The 15,419-nt window shown below is 73.9% G+C and carries 14 protein-coding genes; 10 read left to right on the top strand and 4 right to left on the bottom strand.

Going from position 1 to position 15,419, the window contains the following annotated elements; genetic code table 11:
- The first annotated feature begins 112 nt into the window (after window positions 1–112).
- The 3 genes from ACZ4N4_RS32625 to ACZ4N4_RS32635 all read left to right on the top strand — a co-directional run bounded on the left by ACZ4N4_RS32625 (window position 113) and on the right by ACZ4N4_RS32635 (window position 2,527).
- Window positions 113–1,090, top strand: coding sequence for a hypothetical protein (locus ACZ4N4_RS32625; RefSeq protein ID WP_467595534.1), 978 nt, complete (start codon window positions 113–115; stop codon window positions 1,088–1,090).
- 151 nt (window positions 1,091–1,241) lie between these two features.
- The gene (locus ACZ4N4_RS32630; RefSeq protein ID WP_450758851.1) at window positions 1,242–1,811 is read left to right on the top strand and encodes a helix-turn-helix domain-containing protein; all 570 of its coding nucleotides are present in this window, start codon (window positions 1,242–1,244) and stop codon (window positions 1,809–1,811) included.
- A complete protein-coding gene (locus tag ACZ4N4_RS32635) occupies window positions 1,811–2,527 on the top strand; it encodes a helical backbone metal receptor (RefSeq protein WP_453575404.1) in 717 nt (238 codons plus the stop codon). The genes ACZ4N4_RS32630 and ACZ4N4_RS32635 overlap by 1 nt, the downstream gene beginning before the upstream one ends.
- Here the strand turns inward: ACZ4N4_RS32635 and ACZ4N4_RS32640 are convergent.
- Entirely contained in the window at window positions 2,439–3,557 is a 1,119-nt protein-coding gene (locus tag ACZ4N4_RS32640) for a TDT family transporter (RefSeq protein WP_467595538.1), read from the bottom strand. The genes ACZ4N4_RS32635 and ACZ4N4_RS32640 overlap by 89 nt on opposite strands.
- A gap of 70 nt (window positions 3,558–3,627) precedes the next feature.
- Between ACZ4N4_RS32640 and ACZ4N4_RS32645 the strand changes: the two genes are divergently transcribed.
- Window positions 3,628–4,557: a LysR family transcriptional regulator gene (locus ACZ4N4_RS32645; RefSeq protein ID WP_467595540.1), complete on the top strand. Its 930-nt coding sequence runs from the start codon at window positions 3,628–3,630 to the stop codon at window positions 4,555–4,557.
- A gap of 84 nt (window positions 4,558–4,641) precedes the next feature.
- Here the strand turns inward: ACZ4N4_RS32645 and ACZ4N4_RS32650 are convergent, their stop codons facing one another.
- Both ACZ4N4_RS32650 and ACZ4N4_RS32655 read right to left on the bottom strand, forming a co-directional pair.
- Window positions 4,642–5,328, bottom strand: coding sequence for a gamma-glutamyl-gamma-aminobutyrate hydrolase family protein (locus tag ACZ4N4_RS32650; RefSeq protein ID WP_453575410.1), 687 nt, complete (start codon window positions 5,326–5,328; stop codon window positions 4,642–4,644).
- A gap of 53 nt (window positions 5,329–5,381) precedes the next feature.
- Window positions 5,382–6,116, bottom strand: coding sequence for a FadR/GntR family transcriptional regulator (locus tag ACZ4N4_RS32655; protein WP_467595543.1), 735 nt, complete (start codon window positions 6,114–6,116; stop codon window positions 5,382–5,384).
- A 95-nt stretch (window positions 6,117–6,211) separates the two neighbouring features.
- Between ACZ4N4_RS32655 and ACZ4N4_RS32660 the strand changes: the two genes are divergently transcribed.
- From ACZ4N4_RS32660 to ACZ4N4_RS32675, 4 genes are read left to right on the top strand one after another with little or no spacing between them, the layout of a single operon-like run.
- Entirely contained in the window at window positions 6,212–7,570 is a 1,359-nt protein-coding gene (locus tag ACZ4N4_RS32660) for a glutamine synthetase family protein (RefSeq protein ID WP_467595546.1), read from the top strand.
- 8 nt (window positions 7,571–7,578) lie between these two features.
- Window positions 7,579–8,958: an aldehyde dehydrogenase family protein gene (locus ACZ4N4_RS32665; RefSeq protein ID WP_467595548.1), complete on the top strand. Its 1,380-nt coding sequence runs from the start codon at window positions 7,579–7,581 to the stop codon at window positions 8,956–8,958.
- A complete protein-coding gene (locus tag ACZ4N4_RS32670; protein ID WP_467595550.1) occupies window positions 8,955–9,746 on the top strand; it encodes a 3-oxoacyl-ACP reductase in 792 nt (263 codons plus the stop codon). Before ACZ4N4_RS32665 ends, ACZ4N4_RS32670 begins: the two co-directional genes overlap by 4 nt.
- A gap of 38 nt (window positions 9,747–9,784) precedes the next feature.
- Entirely contained in the window at window positions 9,785–10,600 is an 816-nt protein-coding gene (locus ACZ4N4_RS32675) for a DUF2510 domain-containing protein (RefSeq protein ID WP_453575548.1), read from the top strand.
- Window positions 10,601–10,612: 12 nt separating this feature from the next.
- On the opposite strand, the gene ACZ4N4_RS32680 is transcribed toward ACZ4N4_RS32675, so the two are convergent.
- Window positions 10,613–11,815, bottom strand: coding sequence for an amino acid deaminase/aldolase (locus ACZ4N4_RS32680; RefSeq protein ID WP_467595553.1), 1,203 nt, complete (start codon window positions 11,813–11,815; stop codon window positions 10,613–10,615).
- 262 nt (window positions 11,816–12,077) lie between these two features.
- Here ACZ4N4_RS32680 and ACZ4N4_RS32685 point away from each other — a divergent pair, with 262 nt between their 5' ends.
- Both ACZ4N4_RS32685 and mycP read left to right on the top strand, forming a co-directional pair.
- A complete protein-coding gene (locus tag ACZ4N4_RS32685; protein WP_467595555.1) occupies window positions 12,078–14,246 on the top strand; it encodes a hypothetical protein in 2,169 nt (722 codons plus the stop codon).
- Entirely contained in the window at window positions 14,243–15,406 is a 1,164-nt protein-coding gene (gene mycP, locus ACZ4N4_RS32690) for a type VII secretion-associated serine protease mycosin (protein ID WP_467595557.1), read from the top strand. Before ACZ4N4_RS32685 ends, mycP begins: the two co-directional genes overlap by 4 nt.
- Window positions 15,407–15,419 lie beyond the last annotated feature (13 nt).

The following is a 15,419-nucleotide window of genomic DNA, read 5'->3' on the forward strand; positions in this document are numbered from 1 at the left end:
CCCGAAGCCGCATCGCCGGTGTGGCGAAGCCCACCTCTTCCGTCCCGCTTCGGGCGGGGCCGGGGCCCGTACTCTCTGACGCCCCGGTCCCGCCCGTTCCTGTGAGCAGCCCGTGATCCGCAGGCTTCTGCCCCTCCTGCTGTTGCTGACGGCCGCGGTGACCGTGCCGCAGTTCTCCGCGGCGAGTCCGGGCCCGGCCTCGGTCGCCACCGCCCGGTTCGAGGCGCTCGCCGGGGACGTGACACGGGCGGACGGCGCGGTCTTCGACGCCCGGGACACCTCCGGCCGCACCATGGACACCGCCGAGATCACGCCGGTACCGGGGGCGTACGGCGGCGGCTATCTCGCCGTCTACCACACCACCCTTGCCGACGGCCGCTTCCACGCGGCCATAGCCACCTCCACCGACCTGCGTGCCTGGACCCGCCGCCAGGACTTCGGCCCGGGCACCAGCCAGCCCTCCCTGCACACCGACGGCACCGGAGGATGGGTCCTCGCCTACGAAAAGGATCCGGCCAACCACATAGCGCTACGGCATTACCCAAGCCTCACCGCCCTGCTGACCGGAGCGGCCGACCACGCGTTCGACGCACCCCGTACTCTGTCCCGCTGTGCCGAGGGCACCCCGGACATCACCGCGGTCCACGGCGACACCGTGGAACTGACCGGCCACTACCGCGCCGACTGCGCCACCGACCGTCAACTCCGCGCCACCCTGCGGGACTTCACCGTCTGGCGGGCCCGCGCAGATCAACGCCTCGACCTGGCCCTGCTGGCCTGGGGCACCGCCGGGAACATCGGGGACCGCTCACGCATTGAACTGATGGGGCGCCCCCTGGTCCTGATCGAGGGCCAGCGCCTGCGCGACGACTTCGGCAGCTGGTCGACCTACGCCTACGACCCCGCCTCCGGCCGGGCCGACCGGCTCCGCCTGCGCACCCCCGGCGGCAGCCGCGCCTTCGCCAATCCGTCGGCCACGCTGCTCACCGACCCCGACGGCCGTCCGGCCCTCCTGGTCAGCGTCTTCGTCCCGAAGGAGGAGTCCGCGCCCGGCGAGTCCGGCGAGCTCGTCTACTGGCGCGAACTGTGAGGGTCGCGCTCACCCGACGTGACGGGGATGTGACGGCCGCCTGAAACGGTTTGCCGAACATGCGTAGGGTGCAGAGAACCCAGCAGAGGGGGCCCGGCCGAAGCAGGGCACCCGGTAGACGGAACGACGAGCGAAGGAGGGAGCCGGAGCGATGGGCGACCACAAAGACCAGCAGCCCGTGCGGGTGGGCGCGGCAGTCCGGCGGCGCCGCCGCGCGCTGGAGCTCACCCTCGCCGTCGTGGCCGAGCGCAGCGGCCTGTCGGTGCCCTTCCTGAGCCAGATCGAGAACGACAGGGCCCGGCCCAGCCGCACCTCCCTGGAGAAGCTCGCCGACGCCCTGCGCACCACGGCCGTCGAACTCCTCGCCGCCGCCGACCCGGCGTGCAGCGTGGACGTCGTACGCGCGGACGCCACCGAACCGGACTTCGCGCGCAGGGTGCGTTCCCTGGTGCGAGGCCACCACCAGCTGCACGCCTCGGAGTTCACCGGCGACCACGACGCCGGCCGCGAATTCCAGCACCGCAACGACGAGTTGATGTACGTCGCCGACGGTGCGGTGGAGATCGAGGCCGAGGGCCGCGCCTACCGCCTGGGCCGTGGCGACACCCTCTACCTCACCGGCGGAGTCCGGCACCGCTGGCGGGCGACGGTCCCGGACACTCGGGTCATCGTGGTCGCGGTGGCGGAACACATCGAGGCGGTCCAGGACCGCCCCCGCTGATGCGTGTGGTCTCCCTGGTCCCCTCGCTCACCGAGGCGGTCGCGGTGACGCTCCCCGACGTCCTCGTCGGCGCCACCGACTGGTGCACCCATCCGGCCGACCTCGACGTCACCCGTGTCGGCGGTACCAAGAACCCCGAGCTGGACCGGATCCTCGCCCTCGCCCCCGACCTGGTGATCGCCAACGAGGAGGAGAACCGCGCCCCCGACCTGGACGCCCTGCGGACGGCCGGTGTGGAGGTGCTGGTCACCGAGGTACGGGAGGTACCGCAGGCCTTCCGCGAGCTGGCCCGCCTCCTGGCCGCGTGCGGCGCGCGCACCCGGCCGCGCTGGCTGGACGAGGCGGAGGAGGCCTGGTCGGCACCGGTGCCCGAGCCTCGTACCACCGCGGTCGTGCCGATCTGGCGGCGGCCGTGGATGGTCCTGGGCCGGGACACCTTCGCGGGGGACGTCCTCAAGCGGCTCGGGACCGGGAATCTCTACGCCGCCCACCCCGAGCGGTATCCCCGCATCCCGGTCGAGGAACTCAACGACATACGGCCCGACCTGGTCGTCCTCCCGGACGAGCCCTACCGCTTCACCGCCGGCGACGGCCCGGAGGCCTTCCCGGGCCTGCCGTGCGCCCTGGTCAGCGGACGGCACCTGACGTGGTACGGGCCGTCACTGGCCGAGGCGCCACGGCTGCTGGACGGGGCCCTGCGAGCAGCTCGCCGCTGAGCAGCCCGCTCACGGTGCCGGCGGCGGCCGCCAGCCAGCCGGCGACGAGGAGGGCGTACAGACCCACCGCCAGCCAGTCGTACACCGCCAGCCCGGTGTGCCGGCCCAGCGCGGCGGCGCCCGTGACGCACGTCCCCACCGGGAAGGTGAACGCCCACCAGGTCATGGCGAACCGCATGCCCTGCCGGCGTGCCCGCACCACGTGCGCGACCGCCAGCGCCAGCCACAGCAGCGCGAACCCCATGACCGGAACGCCGTAGAGCACGGCGAGGAGGCCGAAACCGGCGGCGTACGGGGCCGGTACCACCCCGGGGGCGAGGTCCGCGAAGGCACCCACCGCCGTGGTGGACTGCCCGAGCGGGCCCAGCACCAGGAAGATCGTGGGGGTGAGCGCGAGGGGGAGCGGACCGCAGGTGACCAGCCGGGCGAAGACCAGCGTCAGCATCAGCAGGGTGGCCAGCAGACTCAGGCCGAAGAGCGCGAAGCAGCCGTAGAGCAGTGTCTCGCGGGCCTGTCCGGGCGGCAGATGGGGGACCAGCCGCGGCCCGAGCGCGGCCGACACCAGGGGCGCGACCAGCGGCAGCAGCCACACCGGGGTGGCCTGAGCGGGCTCGGCGCGATGCCGTACGGCCAGCAGGTACGGCACCGCGACGGCGGCCGCGAGCCCCACGGCCGTACCGGCGACGAACAGCACGGCGTCGAGGGCCACGGCCGCGGGTTCGCCGATCCAGTCCGGCCCGAGGGTGAGGGCGCCGCCGCCGACCGCGAGCAGGGCCATGGCGAGGCAGCCGTAGAAGGGGGCCACGGCGGGGTCGCGGAGGTGGGCGCGGGCCTGGTCGGGGTGGTGGGCCCAGTGCAGCGCCCGGGCGGCCAGCAGGACCACGAGTTGCAGCAGGGACAGCGCCCAGACGGCGACGAACAGCTCGCGCAGACTGTCGACGCCGAGCGCGGCGCCGCCCAGGGCAAGGGCGGCGGTGCCCATGACGGAGGCGTACCAGTTGGGGCCGAGATGCCGGACTGTGGTGACCATGAACCAACCGTGCCCCGGCCGCGGGGCCGCGACCAGGGAGTCCGCGTCTATGGGGGCATAAGCTGGCTTTATGAGCGAGACGGGTGAGACGGGCGACCGGGCGGCGGGCGGCACGCTGGCGCACCGCGTGCCGGATCTCGGCGCGCTGGAGCTGCTTCTGGCGGTCGCCCGGCTGGGCAGCCTCGGGGCGGCGGCCCGGGAGGTCGGCATCACCCAGCCGGCCGCCAGCAGCCGGATCCGCTCGATGGAACGGCAGCTGGGTGTGGCCCTCGTCGACCGCTCACCGCGCGGCTCGCGGCTCACCGACGCGGGGGCACTGGTGACCGACTGGGCGCGGCGGGTGGTGGAGGCGGCGGAGGCCTTCGACGCGGGGGCGCAGGCACTGCGGGACCGTCGGGACTCGCGGCTGCGGGTCGCCGCCAGCATGACCATCGCCGAGTACCTTCTGCCCGGCTGGCTGCTCGCGCTGCGCGCCCAGCGCCCCGACACGGCGGTGTCCCTGCTGGCCGGAAACTCCGCGGCGGTGGCGGAACGGCTGCTCGCGGACGAGGCTGACCTGGGCTTCGTGGAGGGGCTGACGGTTCCGCAGGGCCTGGACTCGGCGGTGATCGCCCACGACCGCCTGATCGTGGTGACGGCCCCCGCGCACCCGTGGGCCCGCCGCCGGCGCCCCCTGGCGGCCGAGGAGCTGGCGGCGACCCCCCTGATCCTCCGCGAACGCGGCTCCGGGACCCGCCAGGTCCTCGACGCGGCCCTGGGCGGCCTGGCCCGCCCGCTGATCGAGCTGTCGTCGACGACGGCGGTGAAGGCGTCGGCGGTCAGCGGCGCGGGCCCGGCGGTCCTGAGCGAACTGGCGGTGGGCGAGGAACTGGCGATGCGGCGGCTGGTGAGCATCCCGGTGGAGGGCATCGCGCTACGGCGCGACCTGCGAGCGGTGTGGCCGACGGGCCACCGCCCGACCGGCCCGGCCCGCGAACTGCTTTCCCTGACCCGGGGGTGAGGGGCCCTGGCCCACCCACCACCCGTTTCGGTCACCTGGAAGAGAGCCGGTCCGGGAACACCGGTGACGCGGCGCCGGCCCGGGTCAGGACGCGGCTGTGACCAGTGCCTGCATCACCCGGAGGTCCTCACCCATCTCGGGGTGCCACTGGACGCCGAGGACCCAGCCGTGTTCGGCGGGGAGTTCGATCGCCTCGACCGTGCCGTCGGCCGCGTGGGCCGAGGCCAGCAGGCCGGTGCCGAGACGGTCCACCGCCTGGTGGTGAAAGGTGGGGACGGCGGTCTCCTCCGGGACGGTGTCGGCGTACCGCGTCCCGGGCACCGGCTTCACCTCGTGCCGGCCGAAGACTCCCGGCACCTCCGCGTGGCCGTCCATGTGCTGGACGAGCGTGCCGCCCAGGGCGACGTTCAGCAGCTGCATGCCCCGGCAGATGCCGAGCAGCGGGGTGCCCGCCGCCAGGGCCGCGTCGATCAGGGCCAGCTCCCAGGCGTCCCGGGCGCGGGCGGGGCGGCCGGTGCGGGGGTCGGGTTCGGCGCCGTAGCGGACCGGCTCCACGTCCGGGCCGCCCGCGATCACCAGGCCGTCCAGGCGGCCCACCGTCGCCGCCGCGTGCCGCGGGTGGTCCGGCGGCAGCAGCGCGGCCAGGCCGCCCGCCCGCTGGACCAGCCGTGGGTAGCCGGCCGGCAGCAGGGCCGCCTCCAGCTCCCAGACGCCCCAGCGCGCCCCGGCCTCCAGATATGTGCTCACGCCGATCAGCGGCCGTCCGGCCATGGACCCTCCCTCAAAGGTGTGCTTCCACACCTTTATGGCACGGCGACCGGCCGTTAGGCCAGGAAGCCCCGGAGCAGGGCGGCCGTCCCCGCGCAGTGCTCGCGCATCATCTCCCGGGCGCCGTCCGCGTCCCCGTCCAGGACCGCCTCGACCAGGGCGATGTGCTGGCGCTGTGAGTGCTCCAGGTTGCGGACCAGGAGCGGGATGCAGTCGAGGAGGTCGTTGACGGACGCCCGGACCGCCGCGTACTGGGCGGTCAGGGTGGGCGAGCCGCACAGTTCGGCGATCGTGAGGTGGAGCAGGGTGTCCAGGCGGCGGTAGTCCGCCAGGGGTGCCTCGTGGGTGCGGGCCAGGGCGTCGCGGAGGCGGTCCGCCTGGTCGTCCGACAGCCCGTGCGCCGCGCACAGCCCGGCCGCGCCGACCTCCAGGACCTCGCGGAACCGCAGCACGTCCTCGATGTCGACCTCGGCGATCCGGCGCCGCAGCTCGTCCTCGCCGCCCGCGTCGGCGCGCGGCAGCACGAACGTGCCGCCGTACCGCCCCCGCCGGGACTCCACCAGGCCCTGGTCCTGGAGCACCTTCAGCACCTCGCGCAGGGTCACCCGGCTGATCCCCAGCCGCTCCGCCAGTTCCCGCTCGGCGGGCAGCCGCTCGCCGCCCGGAACCAGGCCCAGCCGGACGACCTGGAGGATCTGCTCCAGCGCCTCCTCGAAGCCGTTGCCCGCCCGTACCGGTCGCAGCACCGGCGTCAACGGGTCGCCGAGGGTGCCGTCCGCATCCAGCGACATATGGCCGTACCCCCTTCCCAAGCAATGGTTCTCAGCAATACCTTAGAGCTCCCGGCCCGGCCGCAGCAGCGCGATGAAGCCCAAGGAGTCCTCCCGTGGCAGACCGCACACCCCCGCTCAGCGTCGAGGAACTGCACACCCTCGTCGCGAGCGGTGAGATCGACACTGTCGTCCTGGCCTTCCCCGACATGCAAGGGCGACTGCAGGGAAAGCGGTTCGCCGCCCGCTTCTTCCTCGACGAGGTCCTGCGCAACGGCACCGAGGGCTGCAACTACCTGCTCGCCGTCGACACCGAGATGAACACGGTCGACGGCTACGCCATGTCCTCCTGGGACCGCGGCTACGGCGACTTCGCCATGCACCCCGACCTCGCCACCCTCCGCCGGGTGCCCTGGAACGCGGGCACCGCCATGCTCGTCGCCGACCTCGCCTGGAACGACGGCTCCCCGGTCGTCGCCGCGCCCCGGCAGATCCTCCGCCGCCAGCTGGAGCGCCTCGCCGAACTCGGCTACACCGCACAGGTCGGTACGGAGCTGGAGTTCATCGTGTTCAAGGACACGTACGAGGCCGCCTGGGACGCCAACTACCGCGGGCTGACCCCGGCCAACCAGTACAACATCGACTACTCGGTGCTGGGCACCGGGCGGATCGAGCCGCTGCTGCGCCGGATCCGGAACGACATGGCGGGGGCCGGGCTGACCGTCGAGTCCGCCAAGGGCGAGTGCAACCCGGGCCAGCACGAGATCGCCTTCCGGTACGACGAGGCCCTCGTCACCTGCGACCAGCACGCGATCTACAAGACCGGCGCCAAGGAGATCGCCGCCCAGGAGGGCGTCTCCCTCACCTTCATGGCCAAGTACAACGAGCGGGAGGGCAACTCCTGCCACATCCACCTGTCGTTGACGGACGCGGACGGCGCCAACGTCTTCGCCGCCCAGGACGGCATGTCCGAGGTCATGCGGCACTTCCTCGCCGGACAGCTGGCCGCCCTGCGGGACTTCTCGCTCCTGTACGCGCCCAACATCAACAGCTACAAGCGGTTCCAGCCCGGCTCCTTCGCCCCGACCGCGGTCGCCTGGGGCCACGACAACCGCACCTGCGCGCTCAGAGTCGTCGGCCACGGCCGCTCGCTGCGCTTCGAGAACCGGCTGCCCGGCGGCGACGTCAACCCGCACCTCGCCGTCGCCGGACTGGTCGCGGCCGGGCTGTACGGCGTCGAGCACAAGCTCGAACTCCCCGAGCCCTGCCCCGGCAACGCCTACACCGCCGACTTCGCGCACGTCCCGACCACGCTCCGGGAGGCCGCCGAGCTCTGGGAGAACAGCCCCATCGCCCAGGCCGCCTTCGGCGACGAGGTCGTCGCGCACTACCGCAACATGGCCCGCGTCGAGCTGGCCGCCTTCGACGCCGCGGTGACCGACTGGGAGCTGCGCCGCTCCTTCGAACGCATGTGAGGCACCACTTGTCGCAACAGTACGAACTCGACGTCCTCAACCCGGCCACGGAGGAGGTGATCGCGACCGTCCCGGGGGCTGTGGCGGAGGACATCGACACCGCCGTACGACGGGCCGCCGGGGCCCAACGGCGGTGGGCCGCGCTCGCACCCGGCGAACGGGCCCGGCTGCTGCGCCGGTTCGCCGTCGTCGTCGACGAACACCGCGAGGAACTCGCCCGGCTGGAGGTCCGGGAAGCCGGGCACACCATCGGCAACGCCCGCTGGGAGGCGGGCAACGTCCGGGACCTGCTCGACTACGCGGCCGGCGGGGTGGAGCGGCTCACGGGGCGCCAGATCCCGGTCCCCGGCGGCCTCGACATCACCCTCCTCGAACCCCTCGGGGTCGTCGGCGTGATCGCCCCCTGGAACTTCCCCATGCCGATCGCGGCCTGGGGCACCGCCCCCGCCCTCGCGGCCGGCAACGCGGTGCTCCTGAAACCCGCCGAGACCACCCCCCTGACCGCGCTCCGCCTCGCCGAACTCGCCCTGACGGCAGGGCTGCCCGAGCACCTCTTCCAGGTACTGCCCGGCCGCGGTGACATCGCGGGCGAGGCCCTGGTCCGCCACCCCGGCGTCGCCAAGATCGTGTTCACCGGCTCCACCCGGGTCGGCAAGCGCGTCATGGCGCTCTGCGCCGACCAGGTGAAGCGCGTGACCCTCGAACTCGGCGGCAAGAGCCCCAACATCGTCTTCGCCGACGCCGACCTCGAGGCCGCCGCGGCCGCCGCCCCCGTGTCCTTCCTGGACAACTCCGGTCAGGACTGCTGCGCCCGTACCCGCATCCTCGTCCAACGCTCCGTCCACGACCGCTTCCTGGAACTCCTCGCCCCCGCGATCGAGGCCGTCACCGTCGGCGACCCGGCCGACGAGAAGACCGACATGGGCCCGCTGATCTCCAGGTCCCAGCTGGACCGGGTCCGTTCGTACGTCGACCCCGAGGCGCCCGGTATCCGGGGCAAGGCCCCCGAGGGCCCCGGCTTCTGGTTCCCGCCGACCGTCCTCACCGGCGTCGACCCGCACGCGCGCGTGGCCGTGGAGGAGGTCTTCGGCCCGGTCGCCGCCGTCATCCCCTTCGACGACGAGGCCGACGCGATCCGCCTCGCCAACGACACCGACTACGGCCTCTCCGGCTCCCTGTGGACCCGGGACGTCGGCCGCGCACTGCGCGTCTCGCGGGCCGTCAAGGCCGGCAACCTGTCCGTCAACTCCCACTCCAGCGTCCGCTACTGGACCCCCTTCGGCGGCTACAAGCAGTCGGGGATCGGCCGCGAGCTCGGCCCGGACGCGCTCACCGCCTTCACCGAGACCAAGAACGTCTTCATCAGCACGGAGGGCCCCGCACAGTGACCGCCGAGACCACTGACATCGTCTGCCGCCGACTCGTCGGCCGCACCGCCGTCATCACCGGAGCCGGCAGCGGCATCGGCCTCGCCACCGCACGGCGGCTCGCCTCCGAGGGCGCCCACGTCGTCTGCGGCGACGTCGACGACACCCGCGGCAAGGCCGCCGCCGAGGAGGTCGGCGGGCTCTTCGTGAAGGTCGACGTCACCGACGCCGAACAGGTCGAAGCACTGTTCAGGACGGCCTTCGACACCTACGGCAGCGTCGACATCGCCTTCAACAACGCCGGCATCTCGCCACCCGACGACGACTCCATCCTGGAGACCGGCCTGGAGGCCTGGAAGCGCGTCCAGGAGGTCAACCTCACCTCCGTCTACCTGTGCTGCAAGGCCGCCATCCCCTACATGCGGCGCCAGGGCAAGGGCTCCATCATCAACACCGCGTCCTTCGTGGCCCGGATGGGCGCGGCGACCTCACAGATCTCGTACACCGCGTCCAAGGGCGGAGTTCTGGCCATGTCCCGCGAACTGGGCGTCCAGTTCGCCCGGGAGGGCATCCGCGTCAACGCGCTGTGCCCGGGACCGGTCAACACCCCCCTCCTCCAGGAACTGTTCGCCAAGGACCCCGAGCGGGCCGCCCGCCGCCTCGTCCACATCCCGCTCGGCCGGTTCGCCGAGGCCGAGGAGATCGCCGCCGCCGTCGCCTTCCTGGCCAGCGACGACTCCTCGTTCGTCAACGCCAGCGACTTCCTGGTGGACGGCGGGATCTCCGGGGCGTACGTCACACCCCTGTAGGAGCCGCCCAACTCCCGTCCTACAGTGCGGGAGTGAGCATGACGCCGCCCGGCTGGTACCGCGACCCACAGGCTCCGCACCTGGAGCGCTGGTGGGACGGCAGGACCTGGACCGAGCACCGGCGCACCCCGGCCGGCCTCCCCGCGCCGCCGACCCCGGCGGCCGGGGCGTCCGCACGCGCCAAGGCGGTCGCCCTGATATCCGCCGGGGCCGTGCTGGCGACGGCGATCGTCGGCGGCGCCACCGTGCTCCGGACGGACGAGCTGCGCGCCGGTACGGACACCGCGATCAACACGGCCCCCATCGGCCCGCCGCCCCCGTCCCTGGTCGTCGACCAGCTCAACGGCATCTCCCTGCCGGTTCCGACCGGCTGGACCGGCTCCTCGAACCCCGCCCAGGACGACGTCGTGATGACCACCGACGGCACCTACGCCTGCCCGGCCGACACCGGCCGGTGCCGCCACGGCGAGGTCCAGAGCCGTACCGCGGGCAGCGCCGACGGCAGCTCCGCGCGCACCGTCGCCGAACGGGACGTACCGGACGCGGCAGAGACGGCCTACGGCCACGAACCCGGCGGCAGGCGGCCCTTCGGCGGCATCCGGTCCCATCAGGTCGTCAAGGCCGGGCGGGTCGCGGTCGCCGGCGGCCACGGATACCTGGTGCGCTGGCGGGTCAGGACAGCCGAGGGACCGGGCGGCTACGTCCAGTCCCTCGCCTTTCCCTCCCACTCCGGCCTCCCGGCCCCGGTCGTCGTCCGGTTCGTCTTCGACGCCGGCCCGGACGGACCGCCGCTGTCCGACATGGACGCGATCACCAGCGGTATCCGCCCGGTGGACCGGAAACCGGAGGGTTAGCGGAACCGGAGGTCAGAGGAAGGTGTGACCTTCACCCCGGTACGTCGGTACGGTCGCCGTCACCCGGTCGCCCTCGACCAGATGCAGCTCGGCGAACCGCTCGCACAGCTCGCCCGCCTTGGCGTGCCGGAACCACACCTTGTCGCCGATCAGCAGGTCGTCCGCCGCGGAGCCGAGCAGCGGGGTCTGCACCTCGCCGGGGCCCTCCTGCGGGTCGTAGGACAGCCCCTGCGGGAGGTACGGCACCGGCAGCCGGTCGGGGCCCGCGGCGCCGGAGGCCGGGTAGCCGCCGCCGAGGACGGTGACGACCCCGACGCCGGGACGCCGGACCACCGGCATGGCGAACAGGGCGGCCGGGCGGCCGGTGAACGACGTGTAGTTGTCGAAGAGCCGGGGCACGTACAGGCCCGACCCGGCCGCTATCTCGGTGACCGCGTCCTCCGCCGCCGTGGTCTGCACACTGCCCGTGCCGCCGCCGTTGACGAACTCCAGGTCCGGCGCCACCGCCCGGACCGCCCGCACCACCGCGGCGCGCCGCTCGGCCAGCTCGCGGCGGGCGGTGGCCTGCATCAGCCGGACCGCGCGGGAGCGCAGCGGCCGGCCGGCGACACTGTCCCCGACCCCGGCGATGTGCCCCTCGTACGCCATGATCCCCACCAGCGCGAAGCCCGGCCGCCGGGCCACGGTCCGGGCCAGGTCGGCCAGCTGGGCGGGGGAGTACAGCGGCGAACGCCGGGCGCCTACCCGCACCCGCCCGCCGAACAGCTTCAGCGAGGTGTCCAACTCCAGGCAGACCCGGATCACTTCGCCGCCGCCGGCGCGGGCCGCGTCGATCAGGTCGAGGTGGGCCGGGTCGTCGATCATCACCGTCACGGCCGCCGCGAGCTTCGGATCGGCGGCGAGCTCGCCGAACCGGGCGCGGTCGGCGGACGGATAGGCCAGCAGGATGTCCTCGAAACCCGAGCGCGCGAGCCACAGCGACTCCGCGAGCGTGAAGGACATGATCCCGGCGAAACCGTCCTTCGCGAGGACGCGTTCCAGCAGGTGCCGGCAGCGGACGGACTTGCTCGCGACCCGCACCGGCTTGCCGCCGGCCCGGCGCACGAGATCGTCCGCGTTGGCGTCGAATGCCTCCAGGTCGACGATCGCGAGAGGGGCGTCCAGATGGGCGGTGGCCCGGTCGTAACGGGCCCGGTCGGCGGCGCGCGCAGTCATGAACGAAGCCTGCCAGACAGGATTACCGCAGGGTAGGGGGACGATACGGGCAGATGCCCCGCGGTCGTGGACTGGTTCCCGTTCGCTGTCGGACAACCCGTAGAGTGACGCGCACGTACGGCGGAACGACCCGGCCGCCTGGCCCGCGCCGGGATGCGGATCCGCGTGTGCGGGTATGCGTGCCCGGGGGCGGACGTCTCCGCGCCGGGGAGCGCGCCGGCCCGTACGCGGAGTTGGCCCGGGCAGGAGGAAACGGGGGCGCATGAGCACGGAAGCGCGGCACGCCCCGATCCCGCGACGCCCTTCGCCCGACCCCGCGCCCACCTCCGAGGGCGCTGCCGAGGCGGCGGCCGGCCAGGGTGAGGCGCCGGGTACCGCCGACGTGAGCGGCCGGGCCGACGGGCCGGGGTTCTTCGACCGGCCGAACCGAGTGAACTGGTCGCACCGGTCCGACGTATCCACTGGTAGCGCCGACGTCACCGGGCAGGACCAGCTGCCGGGACGGCCCGATGCGCAGCAGAGTCGTGAGGACCGGACGAGTCGGGGCGGTGCGGTGGCGCAGGGCGAACAGGGTGCGGGGGACCGGGCGGCCGCCCGCCCGACTACCGCCGAGCGCATCACACGCCCCCGCTACCCCGACCTCCACCCCCCGCAGAGCTCGCCCGCCGCACCCCCGCCCCCCGCCTCGGCCCGCTTCCCGGACACCCCGCCCACCACCTCCGCCCGGGAAACCGGCCGCACCACACCGTCCACCGGCTCCGCCGGACAGCCCGCCCGGCCCGCACCGCCCGCGTCCCCCGGCCGGGAGGACGGCGGCATCACGCCGTCCACGGCTTCCGGATGGGAGAGCGGCCGAAGCGTGCCGCCCGGATCGGCCGGCCGGGAGGATCGCCGGACCGAACCGTTCACGCCTCCCGGCAGGGAGGGTGGCCGCGTCGTACCGTCCGGGGCCTCCGGGTGGGAGAGCGGTCGCAGTGTGCCGCCCGGGCCGGGCGGTCGTGAGGACCGCCGGACCGAGTCGTCGGCGTCGCGCGAAGATGATCTACGAAACAAGCGGTCGGCGTCTCCCGGAAGGGAGGACGGCCGCGGGGCACAGCCCAGGTCGCCGTACGGGCCCGGGCTGTCGGACCGGCGTCCGGAGTCCGCTTCGGAGTCGACCGCCTCGCTGCGTCCCGTCCGCGCCGCGGAGGAACCGGAGGCGTCGCCGGACGGGCGGCGCGGTGCCGCCGCACCGGCGCCCGACGGCGAGACGCCCGGAGGTTCCTCCGGCGTGCCCGGGGCCAGGCGGCCCGAGCGGCCGCGCAGCGACTTCTCGGCCTCCTTCGGGGCGCCGGAGTCGGGCACCGCGTGGAGCCCGCACATGCGGACGTTCCCGGTGCCGACGGCCCCGCCGCGCCCCGGGACGCCCCCGAAAGCCACCCCGCCGCCGCGCCCGGCGAAGCCCCCCATGCCCGCCGCCCCGCCGCTCCCGCCCCGCCCCACGACACCCCCGGCCCCTGCCGCCGCCCCGCCTGCCGGGGGCACCGCCTCCTCGCCGTACGGCCCCGGCCCGGCGCCGGACCCCGCGATGTCCTGGACCGTCGCCGCGGGAACTCCCGGCAGGGACCGGCCCGTTGTGACGTTCGGCGAGCCCGAGGGGTACGACGAGCGAGGGTGGGGGCGGTCGTTGGTCAGCCGGGTGGCGCCCCGCACCGCCGCTGCCGCCGCCTGCATGGTGCTCGGGCTCGGACTCATCGGTGGCGCGGTGACCGGAAGCTGGATCGTCGACGACGACGGTGACCTGGCCGCCGCCAGCAGCTTCAGCTCGGCCGCCGGCCTGTGGCACAACGTGCCCGTCGACGAACTCTTCCCGCCCACCGTGCAGGGCACCGGCGCCGGCCCCGGCGGAGCCGACCGCACCTGGACCCGGATCGCCGTCGCCCCCGCCACCGGCTGCGCCGACGCCTTCGACCCGCTGCTGCGCAAGGCGCTCGCCCCGGTCGGCTGCCAGCGTCTGATCCGGGCCACCTACACCGACGCCACCCAGAGCTACGTGACGACCGTGGGGCTGCTGTTCACCAAGGCCGAACCGGCCGGGATGACCGCCCTCGCCAAGCGGTTCAAGAACGAGCACCTGGACCGCCGTACCGACCTGATGCCCCTCCCGTACGCCGCCAAGGGCACCGCCGCCGAACGCTTCGGCCGGCACCAGCGTGCCTCCTGGACGATCTCCGTGCTCACCGACGCCCCGGTCGTCGCCTACGCCGTCTCCGGCTGGGCCGACGGCCGCACCGTCGACACCCCGCAGTCCGCCGCCGACGCGGAGGCGTCCGGCGCCACCACGGCCGCGGCCCAGGCCGGCCTCGGCAACGAGGCCCAGGGCCTGGCCGACCGCATCGAACGGCGACTGCGTCAGAACACCGCAGGCCCGGCAACGGAGAAGCCCTCATGAAGCGCCGCGCAACCGGGGCCGCGCTGAGCCTGCTGCTCGCCGGCTCGCTCGCCCTGCTGCCGTCCACGACCGCCTACGCCGACAGCATCCGCGCCCAGCAGTGGGGCCTGTCCGCCCTGCACCTCGCCGAGGCCTGGGGGACCACCAAGGGCAAGGGCGTCACCGTCGCCGTCCTGGACACCGGTGTCGAGGCCGACCACCCCGACCTGGTCGGCAACGTCCTCACCGCCAAGGACATGATCGGCTTCGGCGCCAGGCCCGGCGATCGCACCTGGGCCCGGCACGGCACCGCCATGGCCGGCATCATCGCCGGTCACGGCCACGGGGCCGGCGACGGCGAGGGCGTGATGGGGGTCGCCCCGGAAGCCAAGATCCTGCCCGTCCGGGTCATACTCGAAGACGGCGACAGTGCCCGCGGCAAGGCCCGTTCCACCCGGGGCAACGCCCTCGCCGAGGGCATCCGCTGGGCCGCGGACCACGGTGCCGACGTCATCAACCTCTCCCTCGGCGACGACTCCGACTCCGCGCACCCCGAGCCCAGCGAGGACGAGGCCATCCAGTACGCCCTGAAGAAGGACGTCGTGGTCGTGGCCTCGGCCGGCAACGGCGGCGACAAGGGCGACCACATCTCCTACCCGGCCGCGTACCCGGGCGTCATCGCCGCGACCGCGGTGGACAAGTTCGGCACCCGTGCCGCCTTCTCCACCCGCCGCTGGTACGCCACGATCAGCGCACCCGGCGTCGACATCGTCATCGCCGACCCGGACCACAAGTACTACGAGGGCTGGGGGACGAGCGCCGCCTCGGCCTTCGTGTCAGGTGCGGTGGCCCTGATCAAGGCCGCCCATCCCGGCCTCACCCCGGCCCAGATCAAGAAGCTCCTGGAGGACACGGCCCGCGACGTCCCGTCCGGCGGCCGCGACGACTCCCGGGGCTTCGGCATGATCGACCCGGCGGCGGCGATCAAGGACGCGGCCAGGCTGAGGACACAGAGCCTGACGTCGGCGTCGTACGGCAAGAAGTACTTCGGCCCGGGCCCGGACACGGAGAAGGAGACGACCAGCGCGACGGACTGGGCCGCCCCACTGGCCGGCGGCGCGGGCGGCGTGCTGCTGGTGGCGGCGGTAGTTCTCTGGCGCGGACGACGCAGGATGGTCTGACCCGCCCGTTCTT

Source organism: Streptomyces sp. NPDC026538, assembly GCF_055567535.1.